Source organism: Streptomyces sp. NBC_01476 (assembly GCF_036227265.1).
Taxonomy (GTDB): domain Bacteria; phylum Actinomycetota; class Actinomycetes; order Streptomycetales; family Streptomycetaceae; genus Actinacidiphila.
The window spans coordinates 2,597,305-2,623,643 of record NZ_CP109446.1 but is presented as its reverse complement, the minus strand read 5'-3'; the positions used below and the strand labels follow the sequence as shown (position 1 = coordinate 2,623,643).

The following is a 26,339-nucleotide window of genomic DNA, read 5'->3' as shown; positions in this document are numbered from 1 at the left end:
AACTGCGCGACCAGCCGGCCACCGGCCGGTGGTTGGGGGACGGCGGCAATGGGGCCGTGCCGGTTGGAAGAGAACCGCGGCGACGCGGGGGACAAGGCATTGCCCGGAGCGGAATCGCGGCATACCGTCCGAGGATGGGCGAACGGCTGGCGGAGACCGAGCGGAAGTACGAGGCCGCAGCACCGGGGGCCCTCGTGGAGTTCGAAGGGCTCCCCGGAGTCGCCGAGGTGCGCCGCCCCGAAGCGGACCGGCTGGACGCGGTGTACTACGACACCGCGGACCTCGCCCTGGCCACCCACCGGGTGACGCTGCGCCGCCGCACCGGCGGACAGGACGAGGGCTGGCACCTCAAACTCCCCACCGCCCGCCCCGACACCCGCACCGAGGTGCACGCCCCGCTCGGCTCCTCCACCGCGAAGCCCCCCAAAGCCCTGCGCACCGAGGTCGCCGCCCTCGTCAGGGCCCGCCCGCTCGGCCCGGTCGTACGCTTGCGCACCGTACGCCGCCGCACCCTGCTGCTCGACGCCGCCGGCCTGACCCTCGCGGAGATCGCCTACGACGACGTCCACGCCGACCTCCGCTCCGGGACCGGCGCCACACCCCCGCAGCGCTGGGCCCCCGGCCCCGCCTGGGCCGAGACCGAGGTCGAACTCGGCCCGGCCGGCCGCGGCGAACTGCTCGACGCCGTCGAGGAACGCCTGCTCGCCGCCGGTCTGCACCGCTCCCGCTCCGCCTCCAAACTCGCCCACGCCCTCGGCGACCGCCTGGTCCAGCCGCCCGCGCCGCCCGCCGTACCGCAGACCGCAGGCCAGACCGCCACCGCGTACCTGCACGCCCAGCTCACCGCCCTGCTCTCGCTCGACCCCGCGGTGCGCCGCGCCGAGGAGGACGCCGTCCACCGCATGCGCGTCGCCACCCGCCGGGCCCGCAGCGCCCTGAAGAGCTTCGGCCGCGAACTCGACCGCCAGGCCACCGACCCGCTCGGCGCCGAGCTGAAGTGGCTGGCCGCCGCGCTCGGCCTGGAGCGCGACCGCGAAGTCCTCGCCGACCGCCTCGCCCAGCGCCTCGCCGAACTGCCCCCCGCCCTCGCGGCCGGCGCCCCGCGCCTGCGCGCCCCCGCCGGCACCACCCCCGGCGACGCCCACACCGCCCTGGTCCGTGAACTCGACGGCGCCCGCTACTTCGCCCTCCTCGACGCCTGGGAAGCCCTGCTCGCCGCGCCCCCCTACCTGCGCCCCGCCGCCGACGCCCCCGCCCCCGAAGCCGCCGCCGCGACCGTCCGCCGCGACCACGCCCGGCTGCGCGCCGCCGTCGAAAGCGCCCTCGCCCTCGACGCCGGCGAAGACCGCGACACCGCCCTGCACGAGGCCCGCAAGGACGCCAAACGCGCCCGCTACTCCAGCGAAGCCGCCGAACCCGTCCTCGGCGCCCGCGCCTCCGCCCACACCACCCGGATGAAGACCATCCAGCAACTCCTCGGCGAGCACCAGGACAGCTACCTGTGCCGTACCGCGCTGATCCCGCTGCGCGCCGAAGCCGTCGTGGCCGGTGAGGACCCCGCCCCGTACGACGCCATGATCCACCGCGAACGCGACCTCGCCACCGCCGTCGAAACCGAACTCCCCGCCGCCTGGCAGGCCGCCGACCAGCCGGTCTGAACCCCCGGCACCCCCCACCGGCACCCCTACCGGCCGCCCCTGTGGACGGCGCGGACGCCGAGCCGCGCCGCTCGGGTAGTCTTGAGGGTCATCCTCACCCGGGGCCCGCACGGGCCGGGCGGATGCTCCCCCGTCAGCTGATGAAAGTCGCCGAGATGCCTGTCGAGTCGGTCTTCCCGCGCCTGGAAGCGCTGCTCCCGCACGTACAGAAGCCGATCCAGTACGTCGGAGGTGAGCTGAACTCCACCGTCAAGGACTGGGACAGCGCGGACGTCCGCTGGGCGCTGATGTACCCGGACGCGTACGAGGTGGGCCTGCCCAACCAGGGCGTCATGATCCTCTACGAGGTGCTCAACGAGCAGCCGGGCGTCCTCGCCGAGCGCACGTACAGCGTCTGGCCCGACCTGGAGGCGCTGATGCGCGAGCACCGGGTCCCGCAGTTCACCGTCGACGCCCACCGCCCGGTCCGCGCCTTCGACGTCTTCGGGCTCAGCTTCTCCACCGAGCTCGGCTACACCAACATGCTCACCGCCCTCGACCTGGCCGGCATCCCGCTCACCGCCGCCGACCGCACCGTGGACGACCCGATCGTGCTGGCCGGCGGCCACGCCGCCTTCAACCCCGAGCCGATCGCCGACTTCATCGACGCGGCCGTGATCGGCGACGGCGAGCAGGCCGTCCTCACCATCACCGAAGTCGTCCGCGCCTGGAAGGCCGAGGGCCGCCCCGGCGGCCGTGACGAGGTGCTGCTGCGGCTCGCCAGGACCGGCGGCGTCTATGTGCCGCGCTTCTACGACGTCGAATACCTCGCCGACGGCCGCATCTCCCGCGTCGTGCCCAACCGCTCCGGCGTGCCGTGGCGCGTCTCCAAGCACACCGTGATGGACCTCGACGAGTGGCCGTACCCCAAGCAGCCGCTGGTCCCGCTCGCCGAGACCGTGCACGAACGCATGTCCGTGGAGATCTTCCGCGGCTGCACCCGCGGCTGCCGCTTCTGCCAGGCCGGCATGATCACCCGCCCGGTCCGGGAACGCTCCATCACCGGCATCGGCGAGATGGTCGAGGCGGGGCTGAAGGCCACCGGCTTCGAGGAGGTCGGTCTCCTCTCGCTCTCCTCCGCCGACCACAGCGAGATCGCCGACATCGCCAAGGGCCTCGCCGACCGGTACGAAGAGGACAAGATCGGGCTCTCGCTGCCCTCCACCCGGGTCGACGCCTTCAATATCGACCTCGCCAACGAACTGACCCGCAACGGCCGCCGCTCCGGCCTCACCTTCGCCCCCGAAGGCGGCTCCGAGCGCATCCGCAAGGTCATCAACAAGATGGTCTCCGAGGAGGACCTGATCCGTACCGTCGCCACCGCCTATGGCAACGGCTGGCGCCAGGTCAAGCTCTACTTCATGTGCGGGCTCCCCACCGAGACCGACGAGGACGTCCTGCAGATCGCCGAGATGGCCAAGCGGGTCATCGCCAAGGGCCGCGAGGTCACCGGGCAGAACGACATCCGCTGCACCGTCTCCATCGGCGGCTTCGTCCCCAAGCCGCACACGCCCTTCCAGTGGGCACCGCAGCTCGGCGTCGAGGAGACCGACGCGCGCCTCGAAAAGCTGCGGGACGCCATCCGCGGCGACCGCAAGTACGCCCGCAACATCGGCTTCCGCTACCACGACGGCAAGCCCGGCATCATCGAGGGCCTGCTCTCCCGCGGTGACCGCCGCGTCGGCGCGGTCATCCGGGCGGTCTACGAGTCCGGCGGCCGCTTCGACGGCTGGCGCGAGCACTTCTCCTACGGCCGCTGGCTCCAGGCCTGCGACGCCGCCCTCCCGCCGGCCGGCCTCGACCTCGCCTGGTACACCACCCGCGAGCGCACCGCCGAGGAAGTCCTCCCCTGGGACCACCTCGACTCCGGCCTCGACAAGGACTGGCTCTGGGAGGACTGGCAGGACGCCCTCGACGAAACCGAGGTGGACGACTGCCGCTGGACCCCCTGCTTCGACTGCGGCGTATGCCCTCAGATGGACACATCCATTCAGATCGGCCCCACGGGCCGGAAGCTGCTGCCGCTGTCCGTCGTCAAATAGGCGGAGCCGGGGCTCAGTTGTTGCCGGTGCCGGGGGAGGGGGGAAGGGAGGCGCTCGGGGGGGATGTGGGGGAGGGTGTGGGCTCGTCGGTGGTGCCGGGGTTGGGGGTTGTGGTCGGGGGCGGGGTCGACGGCTGGGTGGGTGTCGGGGTGGGGGTCGGGGTCGGCTGTTCGGTCCGGGACGGGTCGGTGGTGCCGGGGTTCGGGCGCTGGGTGGGCCGGGGGTCGCCGGTTCCGCCGGGGGTGCTGGTGGGCGGGGTGGTCGTGCTGCCGGTGGAGGGCTGGTGCTGCCGGTGGCCTGAGGAGTGGGAGCCCTTGAAGGCGTCGCCGATGGTCGTGCCCTTTCCGTTCCCGCTGATGTTCTCGCCGGCGACCGCCTCGTAGGCGGTGATCCCGCCCATCGTCAGGCCGAAGGCCACAAGGACCGCCACCAGCGGGCGCTTCCAGCCGCGGACGCGGGTCCGGGCGCGGTGCACGGTGGCCTCGCCGAACTCTTCCAGCGGCAGGGCCCCCGTGCCGGTGACGCCGAGCGACCGGGTCTCCCCGGGGTCGTCCACCTGGATCTTCGCCGGGTCGGCTGCCGGGAACAGGCGCGTGGGGTCCGCGTCGGCCGCGTGGGCGGCTTCGGCGGTACGGGTCCGGTCCTCTTCCGGGGTCCCGAGCGTCCGCGTCCCGTCGTGGCTGAGGGCTCCGAACAGGTCCTTCGGCGCGGTGCCCGCGGCCGTCGCCGGGCCGGCGCCGCGGGCGTGCGGGCGCACCAGGCGGGCCCTCGGCTTGGCCTGGGCGGCGACCTTGTGCACCTGGGTGCCGGTACGCCGGAAGAAGTGCTGGAAGATGGATCCGCCGCAGGTGCCGAGCGCGCTGACCACACCGGCGCCCAGGATGGTCCCGTAGACACCGAGGTTCGACGCGAGCTTGGCGGCGACGACCGCCGCGACGGCGCTGCCCGCCACTTGGGGCACGCTCAGGTCGAGCAGCCGTTCCTTCGGCTTCTCCTCCGGGGGCTGCGCACCGGCCGGCCTTTCGCCCATGTCAGATCGTGCCTGCCTTTCTCCCTGCCTTTCCGGCTCAGCCCAAAACAATACGTACGTGCGGAGCGATGGATTCCGTTTGCGGCACTTTCGTGAGAAATGCCACTGGTGCCGCCCCGGCCCGCCAGGCCCCCGCCGTGCGTTCGGACCGGCGGGCGTTCGGACCAGCGGGCGGCGGATGGCGGGCGGAGGGGATCAGTTCTCCGGGGCGCGGCGGCGGAGTTGGAGGGCGGCGCCGGCGAGGATGGTCAGCAGGCCCGCGGCTGCCACCGCCGAGTCGACGCCGGGGGACCAGCCGGCGATCCGGGGGACGCCGTCGAGGGCGAGGCCGGCGCCGAGGAGGATCTGGCCGAGGGGCGCCCGTGGGAACGCTCCCCGGGGCTCCCGGGCTGCTCGGAAGGACCGGGTGGCGAGGCCCACGATCGTGCAGCCGCTGATGAACATGACCCAGGCCCCCATCATGAGGTCAGGCTCCCCGGCCGGAGCCGGGAGGGCAAGGGGCTTCCCGCCGGGTGAGGGCCCTTGCCGGGGTGGTCGCGGCGCGGGCAGACTTGCCGGGCCCGGGGGATCACGGGCCAACCGGAGACCAGCCGCAGGGGGTCCACTTGAGCCGGCACACGCCTTTCACGTCCGCACTGCTCGCGCTGCTGCTCAGCGGCGGTGCGCTGGGCCTCGCCCTGGCGCCGGCGGCCCGGGCGGCGGCGCCGGCCGGGGTCCCCTCGGTGAGTTCTCCGGCCGACGGCAACGCCCCCACCGCCCCCACCGTCGCGACCCACGGCGACACCCCGCACGACCCGCTCCTGACCTGACGCGCCCGTGCCCGGGGCCGGTCGCCGGCGCCGGACCCGCCGCGGCGAGCCGCTGGGACCTGCTACGACCTGCTGCGACCCGCGGAGACCGTGGTGGCCCCGGCGCGTGCTTCCACGCCGGGGCCACGGGGGTGCGCTCGTGCGGTCAGGATCCGGTGATGGTGAAGCCGGAGCCGGGTTCGATCACGATGTTGCCGTCAGCCGAGTTGGTGATGGTCACGTTCGTCAGGGTGGCGCTGCCGCGGGCGCCGCCGTGGGCGCGGATGCCGGCGCCGTTGTTGGATTTGTCGATCGTGACGTTGGTGACCGCGACGCCCGGCATCGTGCCGCCGCCGGTCTTGAACTGGATGCCGTCGTAGGTGGAGTCGGAGATGTCGGTGTCCCGGATGGTGACGCCGGTGATGTCGCGGGTGGCCGCGAAGAGGGTGATGGCGCCGAACTCCTGCGCCTCGCCCCAGAAGACGCCGCCGCCGCGGTAGATGCCGTTGTTGGCGATCAGGGTCTGACCCGAGAACGGCAGCGGGTCGTGGTCGGTGGCGAGCATGATCGCGGGGTAGTTCATCGTGTCGTAGACCAGGTTGTTCTCGATGGTGTTGCCGTAACCGCCGTAGACCGCGAGACCGTTCGCCCGCCAGGGGAGCTGGATGGTGTTGTTGACGAAGTGGTTGTCGTGCGCGATGTCGACCGACGGGTCCTTGACGTAACGGTTGGCCCAGACCGCCAGCGAGTCGTCTCCCGTGGTGCGGAACGAGGAGTTGAAGACCTGCGAATTGCGGGTGCCGTTGGTGAAGTTGATGCCGTCGGCGTAGGTGTCGCGGATCCGCATGCCGTTGAACTGCAGGCCGTCCGCGGGGCCCCACAGATCGGGGATGTTGTCGTAGTCGCGGCCGACCCAGACGCCGACGTTGGCATGCTCGATCCAGACGTTGGTGATCTTGGTGTTCTGGCCGAAGCGGCCGTTGAGGCCCACGCCGCCCTCGGCGTTGCCGTCGCCGCCGCGGATCCGGCCGGAGCCGAAGATGGCGATGTCGGAGATCTGGGTGTTGTTGTCGATGTCGAAGCCGAAGTTGCCCTCGTGCGGGTGGTTGATGCTGCCCACCGCGTTCTGCGGCTCGGTGAGCGTGTACAGCTGGGAGTACCACATGCCCGCGCCGCGGATGCTGACGTTGCTGATGCCCACCTGGTTGTACTGGCCGCGGTTGAGCGGGTCGTCGGTGAGGATCTTCTTCTCCTGCCGCCACTGGCCCGGCGGGATCCATACGCAGCTGATGACGCCGTTCTGGTCGTCGGTCACGGCGCGCTGGATGGCGGCGGTGTCGTCGATGCCGTCGTCGGGCACCGCGCCGTACGCGGTGATCGAGGTGCACTCGGCGGGCTTGGCCGTCGGGGGCGCCACCTGTTCCAGGTCGATCAGGTCGATGACGTAGAACTGCGCGGTGTCACCGGAGTCGCGCTGCAGGCGGAACGTGGTGCCCGCGGGGTAGGTCGTGTTCAGCAGCGCGTGCGACTCGTCGAAGAGCCGGCGGGCGTCGGCCTGGGGCGTGTTGGTGAGTGCCTCGGGGCCGTCGGTGTCGCCGTAGAGCCAGCTGTGCTTCGAGGAGAGGGCCAGCTTCTGGACGAAGGTGTTGTTGATGTAGAGGCTGATGGTGGCGTCGATGCCGCCGCCGCCCGGGGCGTCGGGGATGGAGTTGCGCACCACGATCGAGTTGGAGGGGTTGGTGGAGGTGAACTCCACGTACTGGCCGGTGCTGTTGAGCCGTACCGACTTGCGGCCGGAGGACTCGGTGGCGAAGTTGGTGTGGCCGAAGGTGCGCAGCGGGTCGGTCTCCAGCAGGGTGCCCTGGTAACTGGCCGCTTCCGCCTCGTACTCCACGTACGGCAGTGCCGCGCCGCGGCCGACCACGATGGAGCGGGAGAAGGAGTTGTTGGTCTCGCTGGTCTCGGTGACGAGGCCGGTGGCGTCGGCGGTGGCGACCAGGGTGGCGCCGCCGCTGGTGGCGGTCCAGGTGCCGGTGACGTTGACGTTCACGGTTGAACCGGCCGCGACCGAGGGGGTGTTGGTGTTGAGCGTGGTGCTGCCCGCCACCAGCCGGGTGACGGTGGTGGCGCCGGACGCGGTGGTCCCGCGGTTGTGCACGGCGACGGTGAAGGAGACGGCGGCGCCGACGGCGGGGTTCGACGGGCTGGAGGTGATGCCGAGGACCTGCAGGTCGGGGCCGGGGGCCTGGGCGACGACCAGTTGGCCGGTGGGCGTGAAGCTGTTGTTGGCGTTGTCCTGCTCGATGACGGTGTCGGTCGGGTCCACCACGGCGGTCACGGGGTAGCTGCCCGTCGGCCGCTTTCCGAGGTCGGCGGAGACGGTGGCCGAGGCGCCGGCGGCGAGGGAGCCGACCGGGGCGCTGCCCGCGACCAGTCCGCCGACGCTGACGTTGACGGTGGTGGCCGGGGCGGTGGCGGTACCGATGTTCCGTACGGTGACGGCGGCCCGGACCGTGTCGGTCTCCACCGGCGCGGCGGGGGTCCAGGTCACGGCGGTGACGGTCAGGTCGGGGTTGGGGGCGGGGACACCGATGACCTGCACTTCGGCGACCTGGCCGCCGGGAGCGCCGGTGTTGGCGAAGAACGCCAGCTGGACGTCGGCGGCGCGGCCGGTGACCGGGACGGTCACGGTGTTCTGGTTGGCCGACGGGCTGAACGCGTGGTCGGCGCGGGCTTTGAGCGAGGTGAAGCCGGTGGCGCTCTGGCCGCGGCCGAGGATCTGGAAGTTCTGGGTCCGCGGTCCCCACACCGGATCGGGGTTGAGTTTGACCACGACCGCGGTGATGTCGGCGTCAGCGCCGAGCTTCACGGTCAGGGTCGAGGGGAATCCGCCGGACTCCCAATAGGTGCCGGTCTGGCCGTCGTTGGCGTTGGCCGCGACGAAGGACTGGGCCGTGGAGGACGCCTCGACGGCCTTGCCGCGGGCGAGGTCGGTGCCGTCGACCGGGCCGGGGTCGCCGGGGTCACCGGGGTCACCGGGATCTCCGGGATCGTCTGCCGGGGTGCCGTGGATCTCGAACTCGGATATCTGCGCGGCGGGCCAGCCGGTGTTGCCGGTGACGTTCAGCCGTACGTACCGGACGGTCGCGGCGGTGAAGTCCACGGTGACGGTGTTGGCGGTGGCCGGGTCGAAGGTGCGGCCGAGCGAGCCGGACAGGGTGCTGAAGCTGTTTCCGTCGGTGCTGCCCTGGACGCTGAGGGCCTCGGTGCGGGCACCCCAGGAGGCGGGCAGTTTGAGCACGACCTGGTCGACGGTGGCGTTGCCGCCGAGGTCGACCTGGAGCCACTGCGGGAACGCGTTGTTGGGGCTCTCCCAGTACGTCGCCTGGTTGCCGTCGGTGACCGCGCGGGCGGGGTACTCGCCGATCGAGCCGCTCGCCGAGGCGGTCTTTCCCAGGGACAGGTTGGGGCGGTCGGCCGCGGCGGCGGAGGCCGACAGCGGCAGGAGTCCGGCGACGGCCAGGCCGGCGGTGACCAGGCCGGCTATCAGCCGTCTGCTGAGCTGCTTCCGTTTCATGGGTCCTCTGTTCTGCCGGAACGGGGGAGTGGGGGGCGCGCTGAACGGGTCGGAGCTCTGCCGCGAAGTTGCAGGTGGATGCAAAGAATTGAGAGCTCATTGACTAAGTTTTTGCGATTGACATGTTGCAATCGTGTCACCGGCTTGTCAACGGTTTCCACACGGTGGCCGGTTTTCCGACAGCGGTCAGCGCGGGGGCAGTGCGCAGGCCGCGCTGCCCCCCGGCATCCGGTGCCGGTTCCGCGCGATCAGGCGGTAGCCGCCGTGTGCGATCCAGCGCAGCGGGGGGAGGGTGAGCAGCGCGCCCGGCACCGCCCACCCCCGGCCCCCGCTCATCAGCAGCCGGGCGAGGGCCTGGGCCCCGCCGTGCACCGCGCCGGCCGGTGTCACCCACAGGACTTCGTAGCCGGCCCGCTGCTCGGTGGTGCCGTACGCGGCCAGGTCCGCCGACTGCCACGGTGCGATGTCACAGCGCGGGCGCACGTGCCGCTCGGCGAACCGCACGGAGGCCGAGCAGAAGGCGCAGTCGCCGTCGTACACGAGCACCGGCCTGGCGCGTACGGCACTGGTCACCGCCGGCCGGCCAGTTCAGCGCCACCGGGCCGGGGCGGCACGACGGCCGACGGCGCCGAAGCGGCCCCCTTCGCGGGGCTGTCGGGCCGGCCGCGGAACGCCCGGCGGCAGTACTGTCCCACGGCCAGGTAGAAGCGGTCCGGCAGGAAGGCCGCATCGGCGATGAGCATGGCACCGGAGAACATCGGCAGGCCCATCAGGACCGCGATGCCCAGGTGCATGCCGAGCAGCATCACCAGGAGGACGTACTTGAGCCGGCTGAACAGGGCGAACGGGAACGCCACTTGGATCAGTACGGTCGCGTAACCGGCGACGGCGACGAAGAGCGGGTGGCTGTCGACCAGCGCGGAGAGCGCGGGCCACGGCCGGAAGAGGTCGAGGTTCATCACGTAGTGCAGTGCGGTGCCGTTCTGCCAGGAGACGCCCTGCACCTTGTACAGCCCCGCGGAGCCGTAGAGCAGGCAGACCTGGGCGGCGATGACGAGCATGGCGCAGTTGTGCAGCGCCGTGACCAGAGTGCCGCGGGCCGCGCCGAACTGGGACCACAGGTCACTCGACGCCTGCCACAGCGTCCAGTGGCTCGGCGGCCCGCCGCGCTCCCGGCGCGCGGTGCGGCGCGCGTCGAGCGACCAGCGGCGGCCGCACGCGGTGCAGGTGAGGTAGAGCGCCATCAGCAGGATCAGGTTGTCCCCGCCGTCGGTCATGAAGATGGCGCGCGCGTGGAAGGCCGCCACCACCATCGCGAACAGGACCGACGTCAGCCGGGTCCGCCAGCCGAGCAGGAACAGCGCGCAGACCACCAGGGCGAAGACGTAGCAGGCGTTGAAGTAGAGCATGCTGTCGGAGACCGTGAGGAAACTGAACCAGCCGGTCTGCTGGAACAACTCCTTGGCCAGCGCCGGGGTCCACGGCGAGTCCGGGCCCCAGATCTGGTCCCGGTGCGTGAACTCCCGCAGCAGGAAGGCGAGATAGCACAGCCCGTAGCCGATCCGCAGCACCGAGGCCGCGTAGAGGGAGACCGGCCGCGCGGTGAGGGCGGTGAACAGCCGCTCCAGCAGCGCGGGCAGGCCGCGTACGGGGCGGGCGGCCGTCCCGGGACGGCTCGTTGCGGGGGCGGCGGCTGCCGCCTGGTCGGTCGTCATGCGTTCTTCGCCTTCCACCAGGGCAGGAGCCGGGTCTGCACAGCCGAAGCGGGCGCCGGGTGCGAGTGCCCCGCCGCGTCGTAGCCGGGCACCGGAGTGGTACGCACCCGCAGTTGGATGCTCGTGATCGCCTCGTGCCGGACCGCGGTGACCCGGTCCACGGCGATGTTGCGCAGGTACTCCTGCAGCATCACCGCGCGTTCCGAGGTGGAGACGTCACTGCTCCCGTGGGAGTCGAGGTAGGTGCTCCACGCCCGGCGGAGCATGTTCTGCGAGGTGTGGCTGGGGAAGACGTCGTGCCGGACCCCGGCGTTGTCGATCGCGGTGAGGTCGAGCCAGCCGCTGATCCGCTCGGCGCCGTCGGGACCCGCGGTCGCCGTCCGCACCGAGATCTGCGGTTGCGCCGACTCGGGGTCGGGCGCGAACAGCCGCCAGTTCTGCTCGAAGAACGGGTAGACCCAGCTCTGGACCTGCTGTGCGTAGCGCTGCGAGATCTGGTTCGCCGGAGCGACATGCAGGAACAGGAAGACCAGGTGCACCAGGCAGACCGCGACGAGGGCCACCACGGCGGCTTTTGTCGCCGCGCGGAGCGGAAGCGGCAGCGCCGGCGGCCGGTCGGGTTCCCCGGACGGCCGGTCCCGTGGGTCCGGCTGATCCGTTGCCTGCCGGGGCAGTTCGTGACCCGTGGCATCCGGCTCACCGGATCGGGCACCGCCCGGTCTCCCCGGCTCACCGCCGCCTTGCAGCACCTTCGTCGGGCCAGTCGATGTCATCCCGGCCCCTCCTCTCGCGACTCTTCCGCTGAACTCTTGCGCGCCGGCCGGAAACCCTGCCGACGTGACGACCGGCGGCGTGCGGCGAACGCGTTTCGCGCCGCCGCACGCCGCCGGTCGTGTCCGCCGGTCTCAGTACTGCTGGACCGGCTTGTGGTCGTCCTGCTGGTGGCCCTTGTCCTGGCCGTAGGACTGCGGCTGGTCGCAGTCCTTCTTGTGCGGCTTCGCCGGCTTGTGCGGCGGCTGCGGCTTGTTGTGCTGCGGGGGCTTCCCGTGGTGCGGGGGCCGGCCGTGGTGCGGCGGCAGCCCGCCGCCACCGATGGTGCCCGCGGTGTTCCCGGCGGTGTTGCCCGCCGTGTTGCCCGCGGTGTTGCCGACGGTGGCGCCACCGACGGTGTTGCCCGCGATCGAACCGCCGCCGATCAGGCCGCCGGTGGTGATCCCGCCCAGCAGGCCGCCGGTGGTCAGACCGCCCGTGGTGGCACCGGTGGTGGTTCCGGTCGTGGTCCCGGTGGTGGTGCCCGTGGTGGTGCCGGTGGTCGTTCCGGTCGTGGTGCCGGTCGTCGTTCCGGTGGTGGTGCCGGTGGTCGTACCGGTGGTCGTTCCGGTCGTGGTGCCGGTCGTCGTTCCGGTGGTGGTGCCTGTGGTGGTGCCGGTCGTCGTGCCGGTGGTGGTGCCGGTCGTCGTCGTACCGCACGACGGACGGGTGATGGTGTTGGTGTCCAGCGTCACGGAGCCGTTGCGGGCCAGGGCGCGGCCGGTGACGGTGGCTCCGGTGTTCAGCCCGGTCGAGGTCAGCGACATGATCGTGCCCACGAAGGTGCTGGCCGTGCCCAGGGTGGTCGAACTGCCCACCTGCCAGAACACGTTGCACGGCGAGGCGCCGTTGACGAGCAGCACCTGGCTGGCCGACGCGGTGGTCAGCGTCGAGCCGATCTGGAAGACCCAGACCGCGTTCGGGTCACCGGCGGCGTCCAGGGTGAGCGTGCCGGTGAGGCCGATCGAGGAGGCCGCGTTGTAGACGCCCGGCGCCAGTGTCAGTCCACCGAGGTCGCCGGCGATGTTGGCGTCCGGCGCCTGGCCGGCCGCGTTGTTGTACGCGGTGGTGAGGTCGTTCTGCGCCTGCAGGGCCACCGCGTCGGCGGCGTGCGTGGCGCCGCTCACCAGACCGGGCGGGAAGCCGGTGATCGCCGTACCCGGGCTCACACCCAGATCGCCGGTGACCGTGGTGGGGCCCGTGTTCGTCACCGACTGACCGCCCAGCACCGCGAAGCTGTCAACAGTGCCCAGCGGAACGGCCGTCGCGATCGCGCTCGCGTCCGTCGGGGTGATCGCCACCACGGCGCCGGCGACCAGTGCGACCGACGCGAGCGAGGTGGAAAGGGCGCGCCAGCCTGGCACGCCAGGAATTCTCAATTTCATCGTCGGGCCTACTCCTGTTGGGGAAAGGGGAGTCCCACGGCGATCCCGGTGCACGTGCTGGATCGCCGATCAGCTCTTACCGTCGGGCCGGCATTCCTCAAGGAGTGACCCTCGACGGCCCCGGAAAGAGACAGAAACCAAAGTAGGTTCGCCGAAGCCGGTGATTATGAAGCATTCGGGTGAACCGTCCGGAATACCCCGGACGGCCCATTCCAGAAACGGCATATGCCCAGGTTGGGGGCGGGTAAGTGCCTCCCGGTGTGAATTTTCGCGGCGCGCCCGAATTCCCCGCCCTGGCCGTTCGGATCGACCAGGAGGCCCTATGCGGTGACGGCCGGCCTGACGGCCCGGATGATTGCCGAATGCAGACCGTCGGCAACCGGGTGGGTCGGAGTGATGCGGATGTCGGTGAAGCCGGCGGCGGCCAGACCGTGCCGGTATTCGGTGAAGGACAGCGCGCCGGCGATACAGCCGGCGTAGTCCCCGCGCTCGGCCCGCTGGGCCGGGGTGAGTTCGTCGTCGGCGATGACGTCGGAGACGCCGACGCGGCCGCCGGGGGCGAGGACCCGGAAGGTCTCGGCGAAGACGGCGGGCTTGTCGGTGGACAGGTTGATCACGCAGTTGGAGATGACGACGTCGATCGTCCCGGCCGGCAGCGGGATGGCCTCGATGGTGCCCTTGAGGAACCGCACGTTCGTCGCGCCCGCCGTCCGCTGGTTGGCGACGGCGAGGGCGAGCATCTCGTCGGTCATGTCCAGCCCGTACGCCATGCCGGTGGGGCCGACCCGGCGGGCGGAGAGCAGTACGTCGATGCCGCCGCCGGAGCCCAGGTCGAGGACGCGGTCGCCCTCTTGGAGGTCGGCGACCGCGGTGGGGTTGCCGCAGCCGAGGGAGGCGGCGACCGCCTCCGCGGGGAGGGCGTCCTGCTCCTCGGCGCCGTAGAGGGTGGATCCGAAGACCCGGTCGGGCTGTGCGAGCTGCGGGCCGCAGCATCCGCTGCCGCCGCCGGTGACCTCGATGGCGGCTGCCGCGTAGCGCCTGCGGACGGTCTCTCGCAGGTCGTCGGTCTGCTCGCTCATGATCGTTCCTCTCCAGGAGGGCCGTGAACGGCCTGTATTGACGTTTGTGGATTCAAGGTTGCTTCTTGTATCGAAGAACGTCAAGATAGAAGCATGTCGAAACAAGAACTGGTGGTGCTCGGCAGGCCCGACGGCTGCTGCGGCGGTCTGTCGTCCGCGCCGCTGGACGAGGAACAGGCCGCCGACCTCGCGCGGGTCTTCAAGGCGCTGGGCGATCCGGTACGGCTGCGACTGCTGTCGATGATCGCCTCACGGGAGGGCGGGGAGGTCTGTGTCTGCGAGCTGACGCCCGCCTTCGACCTCTCCCAGCCGACGATCTCGCACCACCTGAAGCTGCTGCGCCAGGCCGGTCTCGTCGACTGCGAGCGGCGCGGCACCTGGGTCTACTACTGGGCGCTGCCCGCGGCCCTGGAACGGCTCGCCGCGCTGCTGCGCGTCCCGCAGGCCGTGGCGCCGACGGCATGACCGCGCCCCTGGCCCGCCGGGTGGCGGCGGAAGCGGTGGGGACCGCGGGGCTGGTCACGGTGGTGGTCGGCTCCGGTATCCAGGCCGGCCGGCTCTCCGCGGACGCGGGCGTGCAACTGCTGGCCAACTCGCTGGCCACCGCCCTCGGCCTCGGCGTGCTGATCGCGCTGCTCGGCCCGGTCTCCGGCGCGCACTTCAACCCGGTGGTCTCCGCCGCGTCCTGGTTCACCGGCCGCCGGACCGGCGACGGCCTGACCGTAAGGGAACTGGCCGGGTACGTGCCCGCGCAGATCGCCGGCGCGGTCGGCGGAGCGGTGCTGGCCGACGCGATGTTCGCCGAGCCGCTGGTGGCGTGGTCCGGGCACGACCGGTCCGCGGGGCATCTGTGGCTCGCCGAGGCGGTGGCGACCGCGGGGCTGGTGCTGCTGGTCCTCGGCCTTGGCCGTACCGGCCGTGGTTCGATGGCGCCGGCCGCGGTGGGCTCGTTCATCGGCGCCGCGTACTGGTTCACCTCCTCCACCGCCTTCGCGAACCCCGCGGTCACCGTCGGCCGGGCGTTCACCGACACCTTCGCCGGAATCGCCCCCGCCTCGGTGGGGCCCTTCGTCGCCGCGCAACTCGGCGGCGCGGCGCTGGGCCTGGCGCTCACCGCGGCGCTCTTCGGCGGCCGGACCGCCCGCACCGCGCAGGCGCCCGCCGCGGCGCACGGCGACGTCGAACTCACCGCCGCCGCCGGGTGAATCCTGGGCGCCGCCCGCGAACTCCCCCCGCCGAACCCGCCATCAGAAAGAGATCCGCCGTGTCCGCTCCCTCCGTGCTCTTCGTCTGTGTCCACAACGCAGGCCGCTCCCAGATGGCCGCGGCCTTCCTCACCCACCTGGCCGGCGACGCGGTCGAGGTCCGCTCCGCCGGGTCCACGCCGGCCGGCGCCGTCAACCCGGCCGTCGTCGCCGCGATGGCCGAGGCCGGCATCGACATCTCCGCCGAGACCCCCAAGGTGCTCACCGTCGAGGCGGTCCGGGCGTCCGACGTCGTGATCACCATGGGCTGCGGCGACGCATGCCCGGTCTTCCCCGGAAAGCGTTACCTGGACTGGCAGTTGGCGGACCCGGCCGGGCAGGGCGTCGAAGCGGTGCGCCCGATCCGCGACGAGATCGAACGGCGGATCCGCGGCCTGCTCGCGGAGATCCTGGCCTGACGGGGCAACCGCCGGGAGTCTCTTCTACGTGGTGAACTTCCGGCTCGCGGTCTCTGGCACCGACTACCTCAACGCGGACAGCCCGCCCTCACCGTTCCAGCACTTCTGGTCGCTCGCGGTCGAGGAGCAGTTCTACCTGCTCTGGCCGCTGGTCCTGCTGCTCACCTGGAGGGCGGTCCGGCGGACCTGGCTGCGGGTCGTGCCCCTCGTCACGCTGTGCGCGGTCTCCTTCGCACTGAATGTGGCGGTGACCGAAACCTCCGCCTCCTGGGCGTACTTCGGCTCCCACACCCGCTTCTGGGAACTCGGTACCGGCGCCCTGCTTGCCGTCTTCGCGGGCCGGCTGCGGCAGCTGCCCGGGTGGCTCGCCGGGCCGATGACCTGGGCCGGTCTCGGCATGGCGGCCGGCGCGGCCCTGTGGTTCGACGACAGCACCCCGTTCCCCGGCTGGTACGCGCTCGTGCCGGTGCTCGGCGCCGCGCTGGTGCTGGCGGGCGGCGCTGTCCCCGCCAGGTACGGTGCCGGGCCGCTGCTGTCGCTGCGGCCGGTGACCTGGATCGGCGGCCTGTCGTACAGCTGGTACCTGTGGCACTGGCCGCTGCTGGTGATCGTGCCGATGGCGCTGAACCGGCCGCCGACCGTCTGGCTCGGCCTCGCGTGCTGCGCGGTCGCGCTCGGGCCGGCCTGGCTGACACTGCACCTGGTGGAGAACCCGGTGCGCTTCCACCCGGTGTTCCGCGGCCGGCCGGGGCGCGGCCTGAGGCTGGGGGCGGGACTGTCGGTGGGCGCCGCGCTGACGGCGCTGGTCGGGGCCGGTTTCCCGCCGCCGATCAGCTCGGGGAAGCCGGCGCCGCGGCTGGCGGACGCACTGGCCCGCGCCGCCGATCCGCAGGCCCGGCTGACCGAACTGCTGACCACGGCAGGCGACAGCCTGCCCGGCAATCTGGCACCGGCACTGACCGCGATCAAGGACCGGCAGTCCGCGGTCTACCGGGACGGCTGCCACCTCGGCTACGGGAGCACCGCCACCCCGCCCTGCGTCTACGGTGACCGGACCGCGGCCAGGACCGTCGTCCTCTTCGGCGACTCGCACGCCGCCCAGTGGTTCCCGGCGCTGGACCGGCTGGCGAAGGAGCATCACTGGAAACTGGTCTCGCTGACCAAGGCATCCTGCAAGGTCGCCGCCGTCACCATCGTCAACCAGCACCAGCCCTACGGCTCCTGCGACCGCTGGCGCGCCAACGCGCCGGCCAGGATCGCCCGGTTGCGCCCCGCGCTGGTGATCGCCGCCTCCTCGGACGCCGGCGACCCGTTCCGCCCGGCCAGGGATCCGCACCGCCAGTGGACCGACGGCTTCGGGCGGACGTACCGGTCGCTCAAGCGGAGCGGGGCCGAGGTGCTGGCCCTCATCGACACCCCCTGGCCGGAGCGCGACGCGGTCGACTGCGCCGCGTCCTATCCGCTGGCCCTGGCGAACTGCTCCTCCGACGTGACCAGGGCACGCCACGATCCCGCCAAGCCGGCCGAGATCAGGGACGCGGCGGCGCGCACCGGCGTCTCCGTGCTCGACCCGCTGCCCTGGCTCTGCGGCCCCGACGGGACCTGTCCCGTGGTGGTGGGGGACACCTTCGTCTACCGCGACGACAGCCACCTGGCCGAGTCCTACGCCGAGGCCCTGGCCCCGCTGCTCGGCCGGGAACTGCTCACCCGCTACGGCGCCGACCTCGGCGGCCACCCCATGTCCGGCTGATCCGGTCAGCGGTCCGGGTGCGCGGGGACCGCCTCGCCGTCGTGCCGCCCGGAAGCCTCGCCCGTCTCCGGTTCCGTTTCCGGTTCCTTCTCCGGTACCGCGGAGGGAGCAGCGGGCGCGGCGGCGCGGCGCTGGAGGACGGCGAACCAGACCAGCCCGGCCAACGCCACGGCGGTGGCGATGTACGAATTGAGCCGCAGTCCGAGGAAGTGCTGGGAGTAGTCGACCCGCAGCGACTCCTCAAAGATGCGGAAGGCGGAGTAGCCCGCCACGTACAGCGCGAAGAGGCCGCCGGGCCTGACCTTCCCGGTCCGGCCCAGCCAGATCAGGACGCCGGCCAGCAGCAGGTCCCAGACCAGCTCGTAGAGGAAGGTGGGGTGGAAGGTGGTGTCCTGCAGATAGCCGGGCGGGCGGAAGGCGGGGGAGATCCGCAGACCCCAGGGGAGGCTCGTCGGTCCGCCGAAGAGCTCCTGGTTGAAGTAGTTGCCGATCCGGCCGACCGCCTGCGCGATCAGCAGGCACGGGGCGAGGGCGTCCATCATCAGCGGCACCCGGGCGCCGACCGCGCGCAGCCGCCAGACGCAGACCACGGTGGCCAGCGCGACCCCGCCCCAGATGCCCAGCCCGCCGTCCCACACCGCCAGCGGACCCCACCAGTGCGGCGGGATGTCCTTCGGGGTGGTCAGGTCGAAGTAGAGCCGGCCGCCGAGGATGCCGAACGGCACCCCCCACAGCGCCATGTCGTCGACGAGGACCGGATCGCCGCCCACGGCCTTCCAGCGGCGCCGCCCGACGGCCACGGCGAGCACGATGCCGACGAGGTACGCGAGCGCGTAGAAGTGGACGAAGAGCGGTCCGATGTGGAAGCCGTTCGTCGACGGGGACGGGAGGGAGGCGAGCAGCACGCTGTCGACGATACGTCGGTGCCCGCGGAGGGGAAGGGGCCGGGATGATCGTCGTGCCGCGTCGTACCGTGTCGTGCCGCGTCGTCGAGTGGCCCCGCTGCCCCCAACTGCTGCCCCCCGCCGCCGAAGTGGCCCCGCCCGCGGGTGACCGCTGGGCGCGGCGGTCCGGCACTGTGACCGACGCCACTCCTGGCGGCACGCCGGGTGGCGCACCGGGCGCTGCACCGGGCGCACCGGGCGCCGCTCCTGGCGCCTCCCTGGACGCCCCCCTGGCGTCGCACGGGCCCGTCGCGCGCCGCGCCGTACGCTTCCCGGCGGTCCCGGCGGTCCCGGCGGTCCCGGCGGTCCCGGCGGTCCCGGCGGTCCCGGCCGTTCCGGGCCGTTCCGGACGACGCCGCCGAACCGCTGGCCCGCCCGGAAGCGCCCCGGCAGACTGGGACGATGCCGCAGCTCATCGCGCCCGACCCCCGCGTCCACCGCTCCTTCCTCGCCGCCATGGCGGAGTTCGCCGCCGAGCGGCGCGGCGAGGCGTCGGACAACTCGATGGTCGGCCGGGACCTGCGGATGTGGTCGCGGCGCTGGCAGGACCCGGCGGTCTTCGCCGAGTACGCCGCGGCACAGCGCGCCGAGGCCGATCCGGGCGGGGCGCGGCCGGCGGGCTTCGTGCCGTGCACCAACCTGTGGTGGGCCGAGGGCGACGAATTCCTCGGCCGGATCTCGGTACGCCACCGCCTCACCACGTTCCTGCGCGAGTACGGCGGCCACATCGGCTACGACATGCGGCCCTCGGCGCGGCGCCGCGGCCACGCGACCGCGATGCTGCGCGCGACCCTGCCGGTCGCCGCCGGGCTCGGCGTCGACCCGGCCCTGATCACCTGCGACACCACCAACACCGCCTCCCGCAAGGTGATCCAGGCGTGCGGCGGCGTCTTCGAGGACGAACGCGGCGGAAAACTGCGCTTCTGGGTGCCCACGGCGCTCCGCTAGATTCACCGGCCATGGCCCACGACAAGGCACCACAGGGGACGTCGCGCCGGCCTTCGGGGGGATTTCCGGGGGGATTTCCGGGGGAACAGCCACCGTACGACCGCCCGCCGTACGCCGGGTCGCCGTATGACAGGCCCCCGTACGACCGGCCCGACGGCTGCCTGGCGGCGGCGATCCGGATCCCGGTCCGCGTCGTCGCGCTGATCGTCGTCCTGCCGCTGCGCCTGCTGTGGGAGGGGCTCGCCGTCGCGCTGCGGGCCTTGGGCCGCTACGTCCTGGCGCCGCCACTGCGCGCGTTCGGCCGGTTGTGCGAGGCGCTGTGGAGGTATGTGGTCGTGCCCGTCTGCCGGGTGCTCCTCGTCGTCCCCGCGGCCTGGCTGTGGCGCTGGGTGCTGGTCCCCGTGCTGCGGGCGGCCGGCGTCGCGGTGGGCTTCCTGCTGGGGTATCTGCTGGTGCGGCCGCTCGTCGCGCTCTGGCAGTTCGTCCTCGCCCCCGTCGGCAGCGCGCTGCTGTGGCTGGCGCGGGTGCTCCTCGCAGTGCCGCTGGTGTGGCTCGGCCGGCACGTCCTGATCCCCGTGGGCCGCGAGATCGGATCGGCCGTCGCCGCCGCGTGGCGGGTGGCCGGATACGTCGCCCGGGCGGTCGGCCGCCGAATCGCGGTCGTCTTCCGGGTGCTGATCGCCGTCCCGGTGGCCTGGGCCTGGCGGTGGACCGGCGGCCCCTTCTTCCACGGCGTCGCGGTCTGCGGACGCTGGGTCCGGCGCGCCGTTCTCCACCCGGTGCGCCAGGCCGTCGCCGACGCCCGCCGCACCGTCCGGACCGCGCTCTTCGGCGCGCCCCGGCACCGGCCGCCGGCCGTTCCGCCGCAGGGCACCGGCCCCGAGCAGGAGCCCGCGGTCACCCCGGAGCCGTGAGACGCCCGGCCGCGGCCCGGCCCTGCGCTGTGGACAACCCGGCGCGGTGGGGCGGGCCCCGGGCCGGTTGTCCACAGGGCCGCGGGCGGGCGGCATGACTGTCGTGCGACGCGGCGTAACCTTGAGTGTGTACGGGACGCGCCGAGGGGCATGGACCGTACGACGGTCGGTCCGCCGCGGGGGACCGCGGGCGGAGCCGCTCCGCTTCCCGCGTCCGACCACGCAACGCCCGTACGCAGGCAACCGCCCGTACGAAGACAACGAGGGACTGAACGACACTGGGCAAGCGACAGCCCGAAGGCCCGCCGCCCGCACCGACGGTGCAGCGCATCCGCCTGCGCTACACCAAGCGCGGCCGCCTCCGGTTCACCAGCCACCGCGACTTCCAGCGCGCCTTTGAGCGGGCCCTGCGCCGCGCCGATGTGCCGATGGCGTACTCGGCGGGCTTCACCCCGCACCCGAAGGTGTCGTACGCGAACGCGGCGCCCACCGGCGTCGGCAGCGAGGCGGAGTATCTGGAGATCGGGCTCGCCCAGCCCCGCGATCCGGAGCAGCTGCGGCTGCTGCTCGACGCGTCACTGCCCACCGGGCTCGACATCGTCGACGCGGTCGAAGCACACACCTCGGGCCTGGTGGAGCGCCTGGAGGCATCCGTCTGGCAGCTGCGGCTCGACGGTGTGACACCGCAGGAAGCACGACGGGCGGTCGCGGCGTTCCTCGCCGCGGAGACCGTGGAAGTACAGCGCGGCACCAAGAACGGCATCCGCACCTTCGACTGCCGGGCCGCTGTCACGCGGTTCGACGTCGAGGACGAACGGGACGCCGGCGAAGTAGACGAAGTAGACGAAGTAAAGGACACAGAAGCCACCGAACAGGGTGCCGATAGGCCGCAGGACGGCGCCTGTGCGATACTGCGGCTGGTTGTGCGGCACCTGACACCTGCCGTACGGCCCGACGACGTACTGTCCGGCCTCCGAGCGACGGCCGACCTCGCGCCGCCGGTCCCCGCAGCGGTGACCAGGCTGGCGCAGGGGCCGCTCGACGGGGAATCCGGCACGGTCACCGACCCGCTCGCGCCTGATCGCGACGCTGTGGCGGTACCTGCCGGTTCGGCATAGATACGGCGTCACGCGTCGCCGACGCACCAGGGAGCCACCCGGGTCCGGCGTCGCAGACCACATGAGACTTTCGTCGGCCCCGCCGCAGGCGGGCCGATGAGCGACACAGCAGCTCCCGTGCGGCGACCGCGCCCCGGAGGCCGGGCCCGCGACCCAAGCGGCCACCGGTTCCGAACAGGACGCGGCGCCCGGGAGCACGACGGGAGCACTGCCCGAATGCCCGACCAGACCGACCCGACCAAGTCCCATCAGACCGATCAGTCCAATCAGACCGACCGGACCGATTCCGGCCAGGACGCCGCCGCACCGGACGACGCCGCGGCCCCGCGCCGCCGCCGTCGCGCCGCCTCCCGCCCCGCCGGGGCCCCGGAGGTCAGCACACCGGAGGACGGCGCCGCCGAGACCGAGGCGCCGGCGCCGCGCCGCCGCGCCACCCGCAAGACCGCGGCCTCCGCCGCCGAGGCCGACTCCGAAGGCGCCGGCACCGAAGAGGCGCCCGCCCCGGCCCGCGCCCGCCGGACCCGTAAGGCCACCGCTTCCGCCGCCGAGGCGGAAGGCGGCCCCACCGAAGAGACCGAGGCAGCGCCGGCCCGGCGCCGCGCCACCCGTAAGGCAACGGCTGCCGCCGAGCCCGCGGCGGCCGAGGACGCGGCACCCGAAGAGGCCGCCGCGCCCGCCCGTACCCGGCGGACCCGTAAGGCCACCGCACCTGCTGGGGCGCCCGCCGCCTCCGCGCCGGACGAGACCGCCGAGGCTCCCGCCGCCGAAGGCGAGACCGAGGCCGCACCGGCCCGCGCCCGCCGCCGGGCCACCCGGAAGTCGGCGGCGCCCGCCGAGACCACCAGCGAGACCGCCGCCGCCCCGAGCGCCCCGGCCGCCCCGGAAGCCGCCGATGAGCCGGCCGCCGAAACCGACGCCGCGCCGCCGCGTGCCCGCCGCCGTGCGACCCGGCAGAGCGCCGCGCCCGCGCCCGCCGCCGAGGCCGCCACCGTGGTCACCGAGCCCGCCGCTCCGGCCGCCGCCAGCGAGGACGTCACTCCCGCGGCTGAGGACGCGGCCCCGCCGCGCGCTCGCCGCCGCGCCACCCGGCAGGCCGCTGCTCCGGCGCCTGCCGGTGAAGCGGTGGTCGAGAGCGCTCCGGCCGCCGCCGCCAGCGAGGACGTCACTCCCGCGGCTGAGGACGCGGCGCCGCCGCGCGCTCGCCGCCGCGCCACCCGGCAGGCCGCTGCTCCGGCGCCTGCCGGTGAAGCGGTGGTCGAGAGCGCTCCGGCCGCCGCCGCCAGCGAGGACGTCACTCCCGCGGCTGAGGACGCGGCCCCGCCGCGCGCCCGCCGTCGCGCCACCCGGCAGAGCGCCGCGCCCGCGCCCGCCGCCGAGGCTGCCGAGGCCCCGGCCGCACCGAGCACCCCCGCTGCCGCCCCGGTCCAGAACGGGCGGACGTCCGGCGGACGCCCCGCCGAGGGCGAGGGCCGGTCCCGGCGCCGCGGACAGAAGGGGAACACCGTCGCGACCTTCTCCGCAGGTGAGGGATCGCGCCGGCTGCGCCCCGGTTCGCTGGCGCCGCAGGACGAGGCCGCCGCCGTCCTCCGTACCGAGGACGACGCCGAGCCGAGCACGTACATCGGCAAGCCGTTCCGGGACGGGGACGGCTGGGGCGTCGAGATCCAGGACGCCTACGAGATCCGCGGTTACGGCGAGACCGTCGAGGACGCGACCGCGGAGGCCGCCGCGGCCGTGGCGGAAGCGTTCGGCGTGCCCTTCGGGTCCGTGACGATCGAACTGCGCGGCGGCGAGGAGGAGCAGCCGCAGGGACGTGGCCGCCGGCGCGGCGGACGCCCCGCGGTGGCGGTCTTCCAGCCGCCGGTGTTCCAGGCACCCGCCGCGGTGGTCGCCGTACCCGTGCCCGAGGCCGACGCCGGTGAGGACGAGGCGGCCGACGACACGGGCGAGGACGAGGCCACCGACGAGCACGAGAGCCGGACCCCGCGCCGTCGCCGCCGTCGCCGTGGCGGTGGCGGCGCCCCCGAGCAGGTGGCCGAGGCCACCACCGTCGCCGACGAGCCCGAGGTGGAGGACGCCGAGGAGCCGGAGGAGGCCGACGACACGGGCGAGGGCGAGGACGAGCGTCCGTCGCGCCGCCGTCGCAGGGGCGGCCGTCGCCGCCGTCGCGGTGACTCCACCGAGCCCGAGCAGGAGCACGACGAGGAGAGCGCGTCCGAGGAGGACGAGCCGGAGCACGACGAGGAGCAGGACGAGGCCGCCGACGAGCAGGCCGACGACGACCACGGCGGCTCCAGCTCCAGCCGCCGCCGGCGCCGTCGCCGCCGCCGCGGTTCCGACGGCCCCGCCGACGACAGCGGTACCGCCGACGGCGACGACCCGGAGCGGACCGTCGTCAAGGTCCGCGAGCCGCGCCCGAGCCAGCGGTACGAAGGCGGCACCGGCGCCGACGAGGTGCAGTCCATCAAGGGCTCCACCCGCCTGGAGGCCAAGAAGCAGCGCCGCCGTGAAGGCCGCGAGCAGGGCCGCCGCCGGGTGCCGATCATCACCGAGGCCGAGTTCCTCGCCCGCCGTGAGGCGGTCGAGCGGGTCATGGTGGTCCGGCAGAACGGCGAGCGCACCCAGATCGGCGTGCTGGAGGACAACGTCCTCGTCGAGCACTACGTCAACAAGGAGCAGTCCACCAGCTACGTCGGCAACGTCTACCTGGGCAAGGTCCAGAACGTGCTGCCGTCGATGGAGGCCGCCTTCGTCGACATCGGCAAGGGCCGCAACGCGGTGCTCTACGCCGGTGAGGTCAACTTCGAGGCGCTCGGCCACTCCGGCGGCCCGCGCCGGATCGAAGCCGCGCTGAAGTCCGGCCAGTCGGTCCTGGTGCAGGTCACCAAGGACCCGATCGGCCACAAGGGCGCCCGCCTGACCAGCCAGGTCTCGCTGCCCGGCCGCTATCTGGTCTACGTGCCCGAGGGCTCGATGACCGGCATCAGCCGCAAGCTGCCCGACACCGAGCGGGCCCGGCTGAAGACCATCCTGAAGAAGATCGTCCCCGAGGACGCCGGCGTCATCGTGCGCACCGCGGCCGAGGGCGCCAGCGAGGACGAGCTGCGCCGCGACGTCGAACGGCTCCAGGGCCAGTGGTCGGACATCCAGAAGAAGGCGAAGGGCAGCGGCAGTTCGAACGCGCCGACGCTGCTCTACGGCGAGCCCGACATGACCGTGCGGGTGGTCCGCGACATCTTCAACGAGGACTTCACCAAGGTCATCGTCAGCGGCGACGAGGCGTGGTCGACGATCCACGAGTACGTCGCCAATGTCGCGCCCGACCTGGTGGACCGGCTGACGCGCTGGACGTCGGAGGTGGACGTCTTCGCGACGTACCGCATCGACGAGCAGCTGCTCAAGGCGCTGGACCGCAAGGTGTGGCTGCCGTCCGGCGGCTCGCTGGTGATCGACAAGACCGAGGCGATGGTCGTGGTCGACGTCAACACCGGCAAGTTCACCGGCCAGGGCGGCAACCTGGAGGAGACCGTCACCCGCAACAACCTGGAGGCGGCCGAGGAGATCGTCCGGCAGCTGCGGCTGCGGGACCTCGGCGGCATCGTGGTGATCGACTTCATCGACATGGTGCTGGAGTCCAACCGCGACCTGGTCATGCGGCGGCTGCTGGAGTGCCTGGGCCGGGACCGGACCAAGCACCAGGTGGCCGAGGTCACCTCGCTGGGCCTGGTGCAGATGACCCGCAAGCGGGTCGGCCAGGGACTGCTGGAGTCGTTCTCCGAGACGTGCGTGCACTGCAACGGCCGCGGCGTCATCGTCCACATGGACCAGGCGACGACCACCGGTGGCGGCGGCAAGCGCAAGCGGCGCGGCGGGCGCGGAACCGGCGCCGCCGCGGGCGAGCACGATCACGAGCACGTGCTGGACGCCGAGGACGTCGAGGTCATCGACACCGAGGAACTCGACGCGGACACCGAGGACGAGCTGCCCGAGCTGGAGCCGATCGAGGTCGGCGAGTCGGAGCTGGTGCCGTCGGCGGGCGACCCGGAGGAGGAGTGGTTCGGCAGCGCCGCCGAGGCGGAGGCCGCCGCGGGTCCGCGGGGCCGGAGCCGCCGGCGCGGCTCCCGCAAGGCCACCGCGCCCGCGGGCGCGCCGCCCGCCGCGGACCGCGAGCCGGAGCCTGCCGTGGTCGTGGTGCCGGTGAGCGAGCCGGTCGTCGACGTCGAGCCCGAGGTCTCCACCGAGCCGCCGGCCCGTACCCGGCGCCGTGCCACCCGCAAGGCCACTGCCCCGGCCGGTTCGCCGGCCGCGGCGGACGAGGCGGCCGTCGTGGTCGTCGCGGCCGACCCGGTGGTGGTCGTCACCCCCGAGCCGGAGTCCGTGCCCGAGGTCTCCACCGAGCCCCCGACCCGTACCCGGCGCCGTGCCACCCGCAAGGTGACCGCCCCGGCCGGTTCGCCGGCCGCGGCCGAGGACGCGGCGGTTGTCGTCGTCCCCAACGCGGCCCCGGCGCAGGACACTTCGGACGACGACGCGGAGCCCAAGAAGCGGGCCCCGCGCAAGGCGGCCGCCAAGAAGACCGCGAAGAAGGCGGCCACGAAGAAGGCAGCCGCCAAGAAGACCACGGCCAAGAAGGCGGCCACCAAGAAGGCCGCCACGTCCGCGGAGTAGCACCGCACCGGTGGGCGGTGAGGGACGCGCGTTCCTCACCCGCCCGCCGGAGCAGGGGCTGCGAAGTGTCCCCAGCGGGTGAATTTGACCCTGCCGGAGGCACTCCGTAGTCTTGACCTTCGGCGTTTCTGCGCCTTCTCCTGAGCACTTTCCTCCCGGGCATCCCGGGAGAGGCCCCCCAGCGCACCACCGGGACGGCTGGCATCAGGGG

At 73.1% G+C, this 26,339-nt stretch carries 20 protein-coding genes; 11 read left to right on the top strand and 9 right to left on the bottom strand.

All coding sequences use genetic code 11. The features are described 5' to 3' along the window. Positions 1-134: 134 nt before the first annotated feature. A complete protein-coding gene (locus OG552_RS11795; protein ID WP_329132007.1) occupies positions 135-1,658 on the top strand; it encodes a CYTH and CHAD domain-containing protein in 1,524 nt (507 codons plus the stop codon). Between the two features lie 155 nt (positions 1,659-1,813). Further along, complete coding sequence (locus OG552_RS11790; protein WP_329132005.1) at positions 1,814-3,739, top strand: TIGR03960 family B12-binding radical SAM protein; 1,926 nt, start codon at positions 1,814-1,816, stop codon at positions 3,737-3,739. Positions 3,740-3,752: 13 nt separating this feature from the next. Here the strand turns inward: OG552_RS11790 and OG552_RS11785 are convergent, their stop codons facing one another. Both OG552_RS11785 and OG552_RS11780 read right to left on the bottom strand, forming a co-directional pair. Then, on the bottom strand, positions 3,753-4,769 hold the full coding sequence (locus OG552_RS11785) for a hypothetical protein (protein ID WP_329132003.1): 1,017 nt from the start codon (positions 4,767-4,769) through the stop codon (positions 3,753-3,755). 195 nt (positions 4,770-4,964) lie between these two features. After that, the gene (locus OG552_RS11780; protein WP_329132001.1) at positions 4,965-5,231 is read right to left on the bottom strand and encodes a hypothetical protein; all 267 of its coding nucleotides are present in this window, start codon (positions 5,229-5,231) and stop codon (positions 4,965-4,967) included. 143 nt (positions 5,232-5,374) lie between these two features. Between OG552_RS11780 and OG552_RS11775 the strand changes: the two genes are divergently transcribed. Beyond that, a complete protein-coding gene (locus tag OG552_RS11775; protein WP_329131999.1) occupies positions 5,375-5,578 on the top strand; it encodes a hypothetical protein in 204 nt (67 codons plus the stop codon). Positions 5,579-5,723: 145 nt separating this feature from the next. On the opposite strand, the gene OG552_RS11770 is transcribed toward OG552_RS11775, so the two are convergent. The 6 genes from OG552_RS11770 to arsM form a co-directional block, all read right to left on the bottom strand. After that, complete coding sequence (locus OG552_RS11770) at positions 5,724-9,134, bottom strand: CARDB domain-containing protein (protein ID WP_329131997.1); 3,411 nt, start codon at positions 9,132-9,134, stop codon at positions 5,724-5,726. Positions 9,135-9,320: 186 nt separating this feature from the next. Continuing rightward, positions 9,321-9,707, bottom strand: a complete 387-nt coding sequence (locus OG552_RS11765) for a thiol-disulfide oxidoreductase DCC family protein (RefSeq protein WP_329131995.1) — start codon at positions 9,705-9,707, stop codon at positions 9,321-9,323. Further along, entirely contained in the window at positions 9,704-10,849 is a 1,146-nt protein-coding gene (locus tag OG552_RS11760) for an HTTM domain-containing protein (RefSeq protein ID WP_329131993.1), read from the bottom strand. Before OG552_RS11760 ends, OG552_RS11765 begins: the two co-directional genes overlap by 4 nt. After that, a complete protein-coding gene (locus OG552_RS11755; protein ID WP_329131991.1) occupies positions 10,846-11,415 on the bottom strand; it encodes a DUF5819 family protein in 570 nt (189 codons plus the stop codon). Before OG552_RS11755 ends, OG552_RS11760 begins: the two co-directional genes overlap by 4 nt. A 339-nt stretch (positions 11,416-11,754) precedes the next feature. After that, on the bottom strand, positions 11,755-13,023 hold the full coding sequence (locus OG552_RS11750) for an ice-binding family protein (RefSeq protein ID WP_329131989.1): 1,269 nt from the start codon (positions 13,021-13,023) through the stop codon (positions 11,755-11,757). A gap of 341 nt (positions 13,024-13,364) precedes the next feature. Further along, positions 13,365-14,123, bottom strand: coding sequence for an arsenite methyltransferase (arsM, locus tag OG552_RS11745; protein WP_329131987.1), 759 nt, complete (start codon positions 14,121-14,123; stop codon positions 13,365-13,367). 93 nt (positions 14,124-14,216) lie between these two features. Here arsM and OG552_RS11740 point away from each other — a divergent pair, with 93 nt between their 5' ends. The 4 genes from OG552_RS11740 to OG552_RS11725 are packed head-to-tail and all read left to right on the top strand — an operon-like array spanning position 14,217 to position 17,536. Continuing rightward, entirely contained in the window at positions 14,217-14,588 is a 372-nt protein-coding gene (locus OG552_RS11740) for an ArsR/SmtB family transcription factor (RefSeq protein ID WP_329131985.1), read from the top strand. After that, positions 14,585-15,328, top strand: coding sequence for an aquaporin (locus OG552_RS11735; protein ID WP_329131983.1), 744 nt, complete (start codon positions 14,585-14,587; stop codon positions 15,326-15,328). The genes OG552_RS11740 and OG552_RS11735 overlap by 4 nt, the downstream gene beginning before the upstream one ends. A 59-nt stretch (positions 15,329-15,387) precedes the next feature. Further along, positions 15,388-15,786: an arsenate reductase ArsC gene (locus OG552_RS11730; RefSeq protein WP_329131981.1), complete on the top strand. Its 399-nt coding sequence runs from the start codon at positions 15,388-15,390 to the stop codon at positions 15,784-15,786. A 28-nt stretch (positions 15,787-15,814) separates the two neighbouring features. Further along, positions 15,815-17,536 carry an acyltransferase family protein gene (locus tag OG552_RS11725; protein ID WP_329131979.1) on the top strand — a complete coding sequence of 574 codons (1,722 nt, stop codon included), beginning with the start codon at positions 15,815-15,817 and terminating at the stop codon, positions 17,534-17,536. 5 nt (positions 17,537-17,541) lie between these two features. Here OG552_RS11725 and lgt read toward each other — a convergent pair whose 3' ends face one another. Beyond that, entirely contained in the window at positions 17,542-18,441 is a 900-nt protein-coding gene (gene lgt, locus OG552_RS11720; protein ID WP_329131976.1) for a prolipoprotein diacylglyceryl transferase, read from the bottom strand. Between the two features lie 441 nt (positions 18,442-18,882). Here lgt and OG552_RS11715 point away from each other — a divergent pair, with 441 nt between their 5' ends. The 4 genes from OG552_RS11715 (at position 18,883) to OG552_RS11700 (ending at position 26,128) form a co-directional block, all read left to right on the top strand. Next, the gene (locus OG552_RS11715; RefSeq protein WP_329131974.1) at positions 18,883-19,428 is read left to right on the top strand and encodes a GNAT family N-acetyltransferase; all 546 of its coding nucleotides are present in this window, start codon (positions 18,883-18,885) and stop codon (positions 19,426-19,428) included. A gap of 11 nt (positions 19,429-19,439) precedes the next feature. Beyond that, positions 19,440-20,342 carry a hypothetical protein gene (locus tag OG552_RS11710; protein ID WP_329131972.1) on the top strand — a complete coding sequence of 301 codons (903 nt, stop codon included), beginning with the start codon at positions 19,440-19,442 and terminating at the stop codon, positions 20,340-20,342. A 320-nt stretch (positions 20,343-20,662) separates the two neighbouring features. Next, the gene (locus OG552_RS11705) at positions 20,663-21,460 is read left to right on the top strand and encodes a TIGR03936 family radical SAM-associated protein (RefSeq protein ID WP_329131970.1); all 798 of its coding nucleotides are present in this window, start codon (positions 20,663-20,665) and stop codon (positions 21,458-21,460) included. A 216-nt stretch (positions 21,461-21,676) separates the two neighbouring features. Continuing rightward, the gene (locus tag OG552_RS11700) at positions 21,677-26,128 is read left to right on the top strand and encodes an Rne/Rng family ribonuclease (protein ID WP_329131968.1); all 4,452 of its coding nucleotides are present in this window, start codon (positions 21,677-21,679) and stop codon (positions 26,126-26,128) included. Positions 26,129-26,339: the final 211 nt, after the last annotated feature.

Coding starts and splice junctions, on each gene's coding strand:
- OG552_RS11795 (WP_329132007.1), top strand. CDS start 135: ATGGGCGAACGGCTGGCGGAGACCGAGCGGAAGTACGAGGCCGCAGCA.
- OG552_RS11790 (WP_329132005.1), top strand. CDS start 1,814: ATGCCTGTCGAGTCGGTCTTCCCGCGCCTGGAAGCGCTGCTCCCGCAC.
- OG552_RS11785 (WP_329132003.1), bottom strand. CDS start 4,769: ATGGGCGAAAGGCCGGCCGGTGCGCAGCCCCCGGAGGAGAAGCCGAAG.
- OG552_RS11780 (WP_329132001.1), bottom strand. CDS start 5,231: ATGATGGGGGCCTGGGTCATGTTCATCAGCGGCTGCACGATCGTGGGC.
- OG552_RS11770 (WP_329131997.1), bottom strand. CDS start 9,134: ATGAAACGGAAGCAGCTCAGCAGACGGCTGATAGCCGGCCTGGTCACC.
- OG552_RS11760 (WP_329131993.1), bottom strand. CDS start 10,849: ATGACGACCGACCAGGCGGCAGCCGCCGCCCCCGCAACGAGCCGTCCC.
- arsM (WP_329131987.1), bottom strand. CDS start 14,123: ATGAGCGAGCAGACCGACGACCTGCGAGAGACCGTCCGCAGGCGCTAC.
- OG552_RS11740 (WP_329131985.1), top strand. CDS start 14,217: ATGTCGAAACAAGAACTGGTGGTGCTCGGCAGGCCCGACGGCTGCTGC.
- OG552_RS11735 (WP_329131983.1), top strand. CDS start 14,585: ATGACCGCGCCCCTGGCCCGCCGGGTGGCGGCGGAAGCGGTGGGGACC.
- OG552_RS11715 (WP_329131974.1), top strand. CDS start 18,883: ATGCCGCAGCTCATCGCGCCCGACCCCCGCGTCCACCGCTCCTTCCTC.
- OG552_RS11710 (WP_329131972.1), top strand. CDS start 19,440: ATGGCCCACGACAAGGCACCACAGGGGACGTCGCGCCGGCCTTCGGGG.
- OG552_RS11700 (WP_329131968.1), top strand. CDS start 21,677: ATGCCCGACCAGACCGACCCGACCAAGTCCCATCAGACCGATCAGTCC.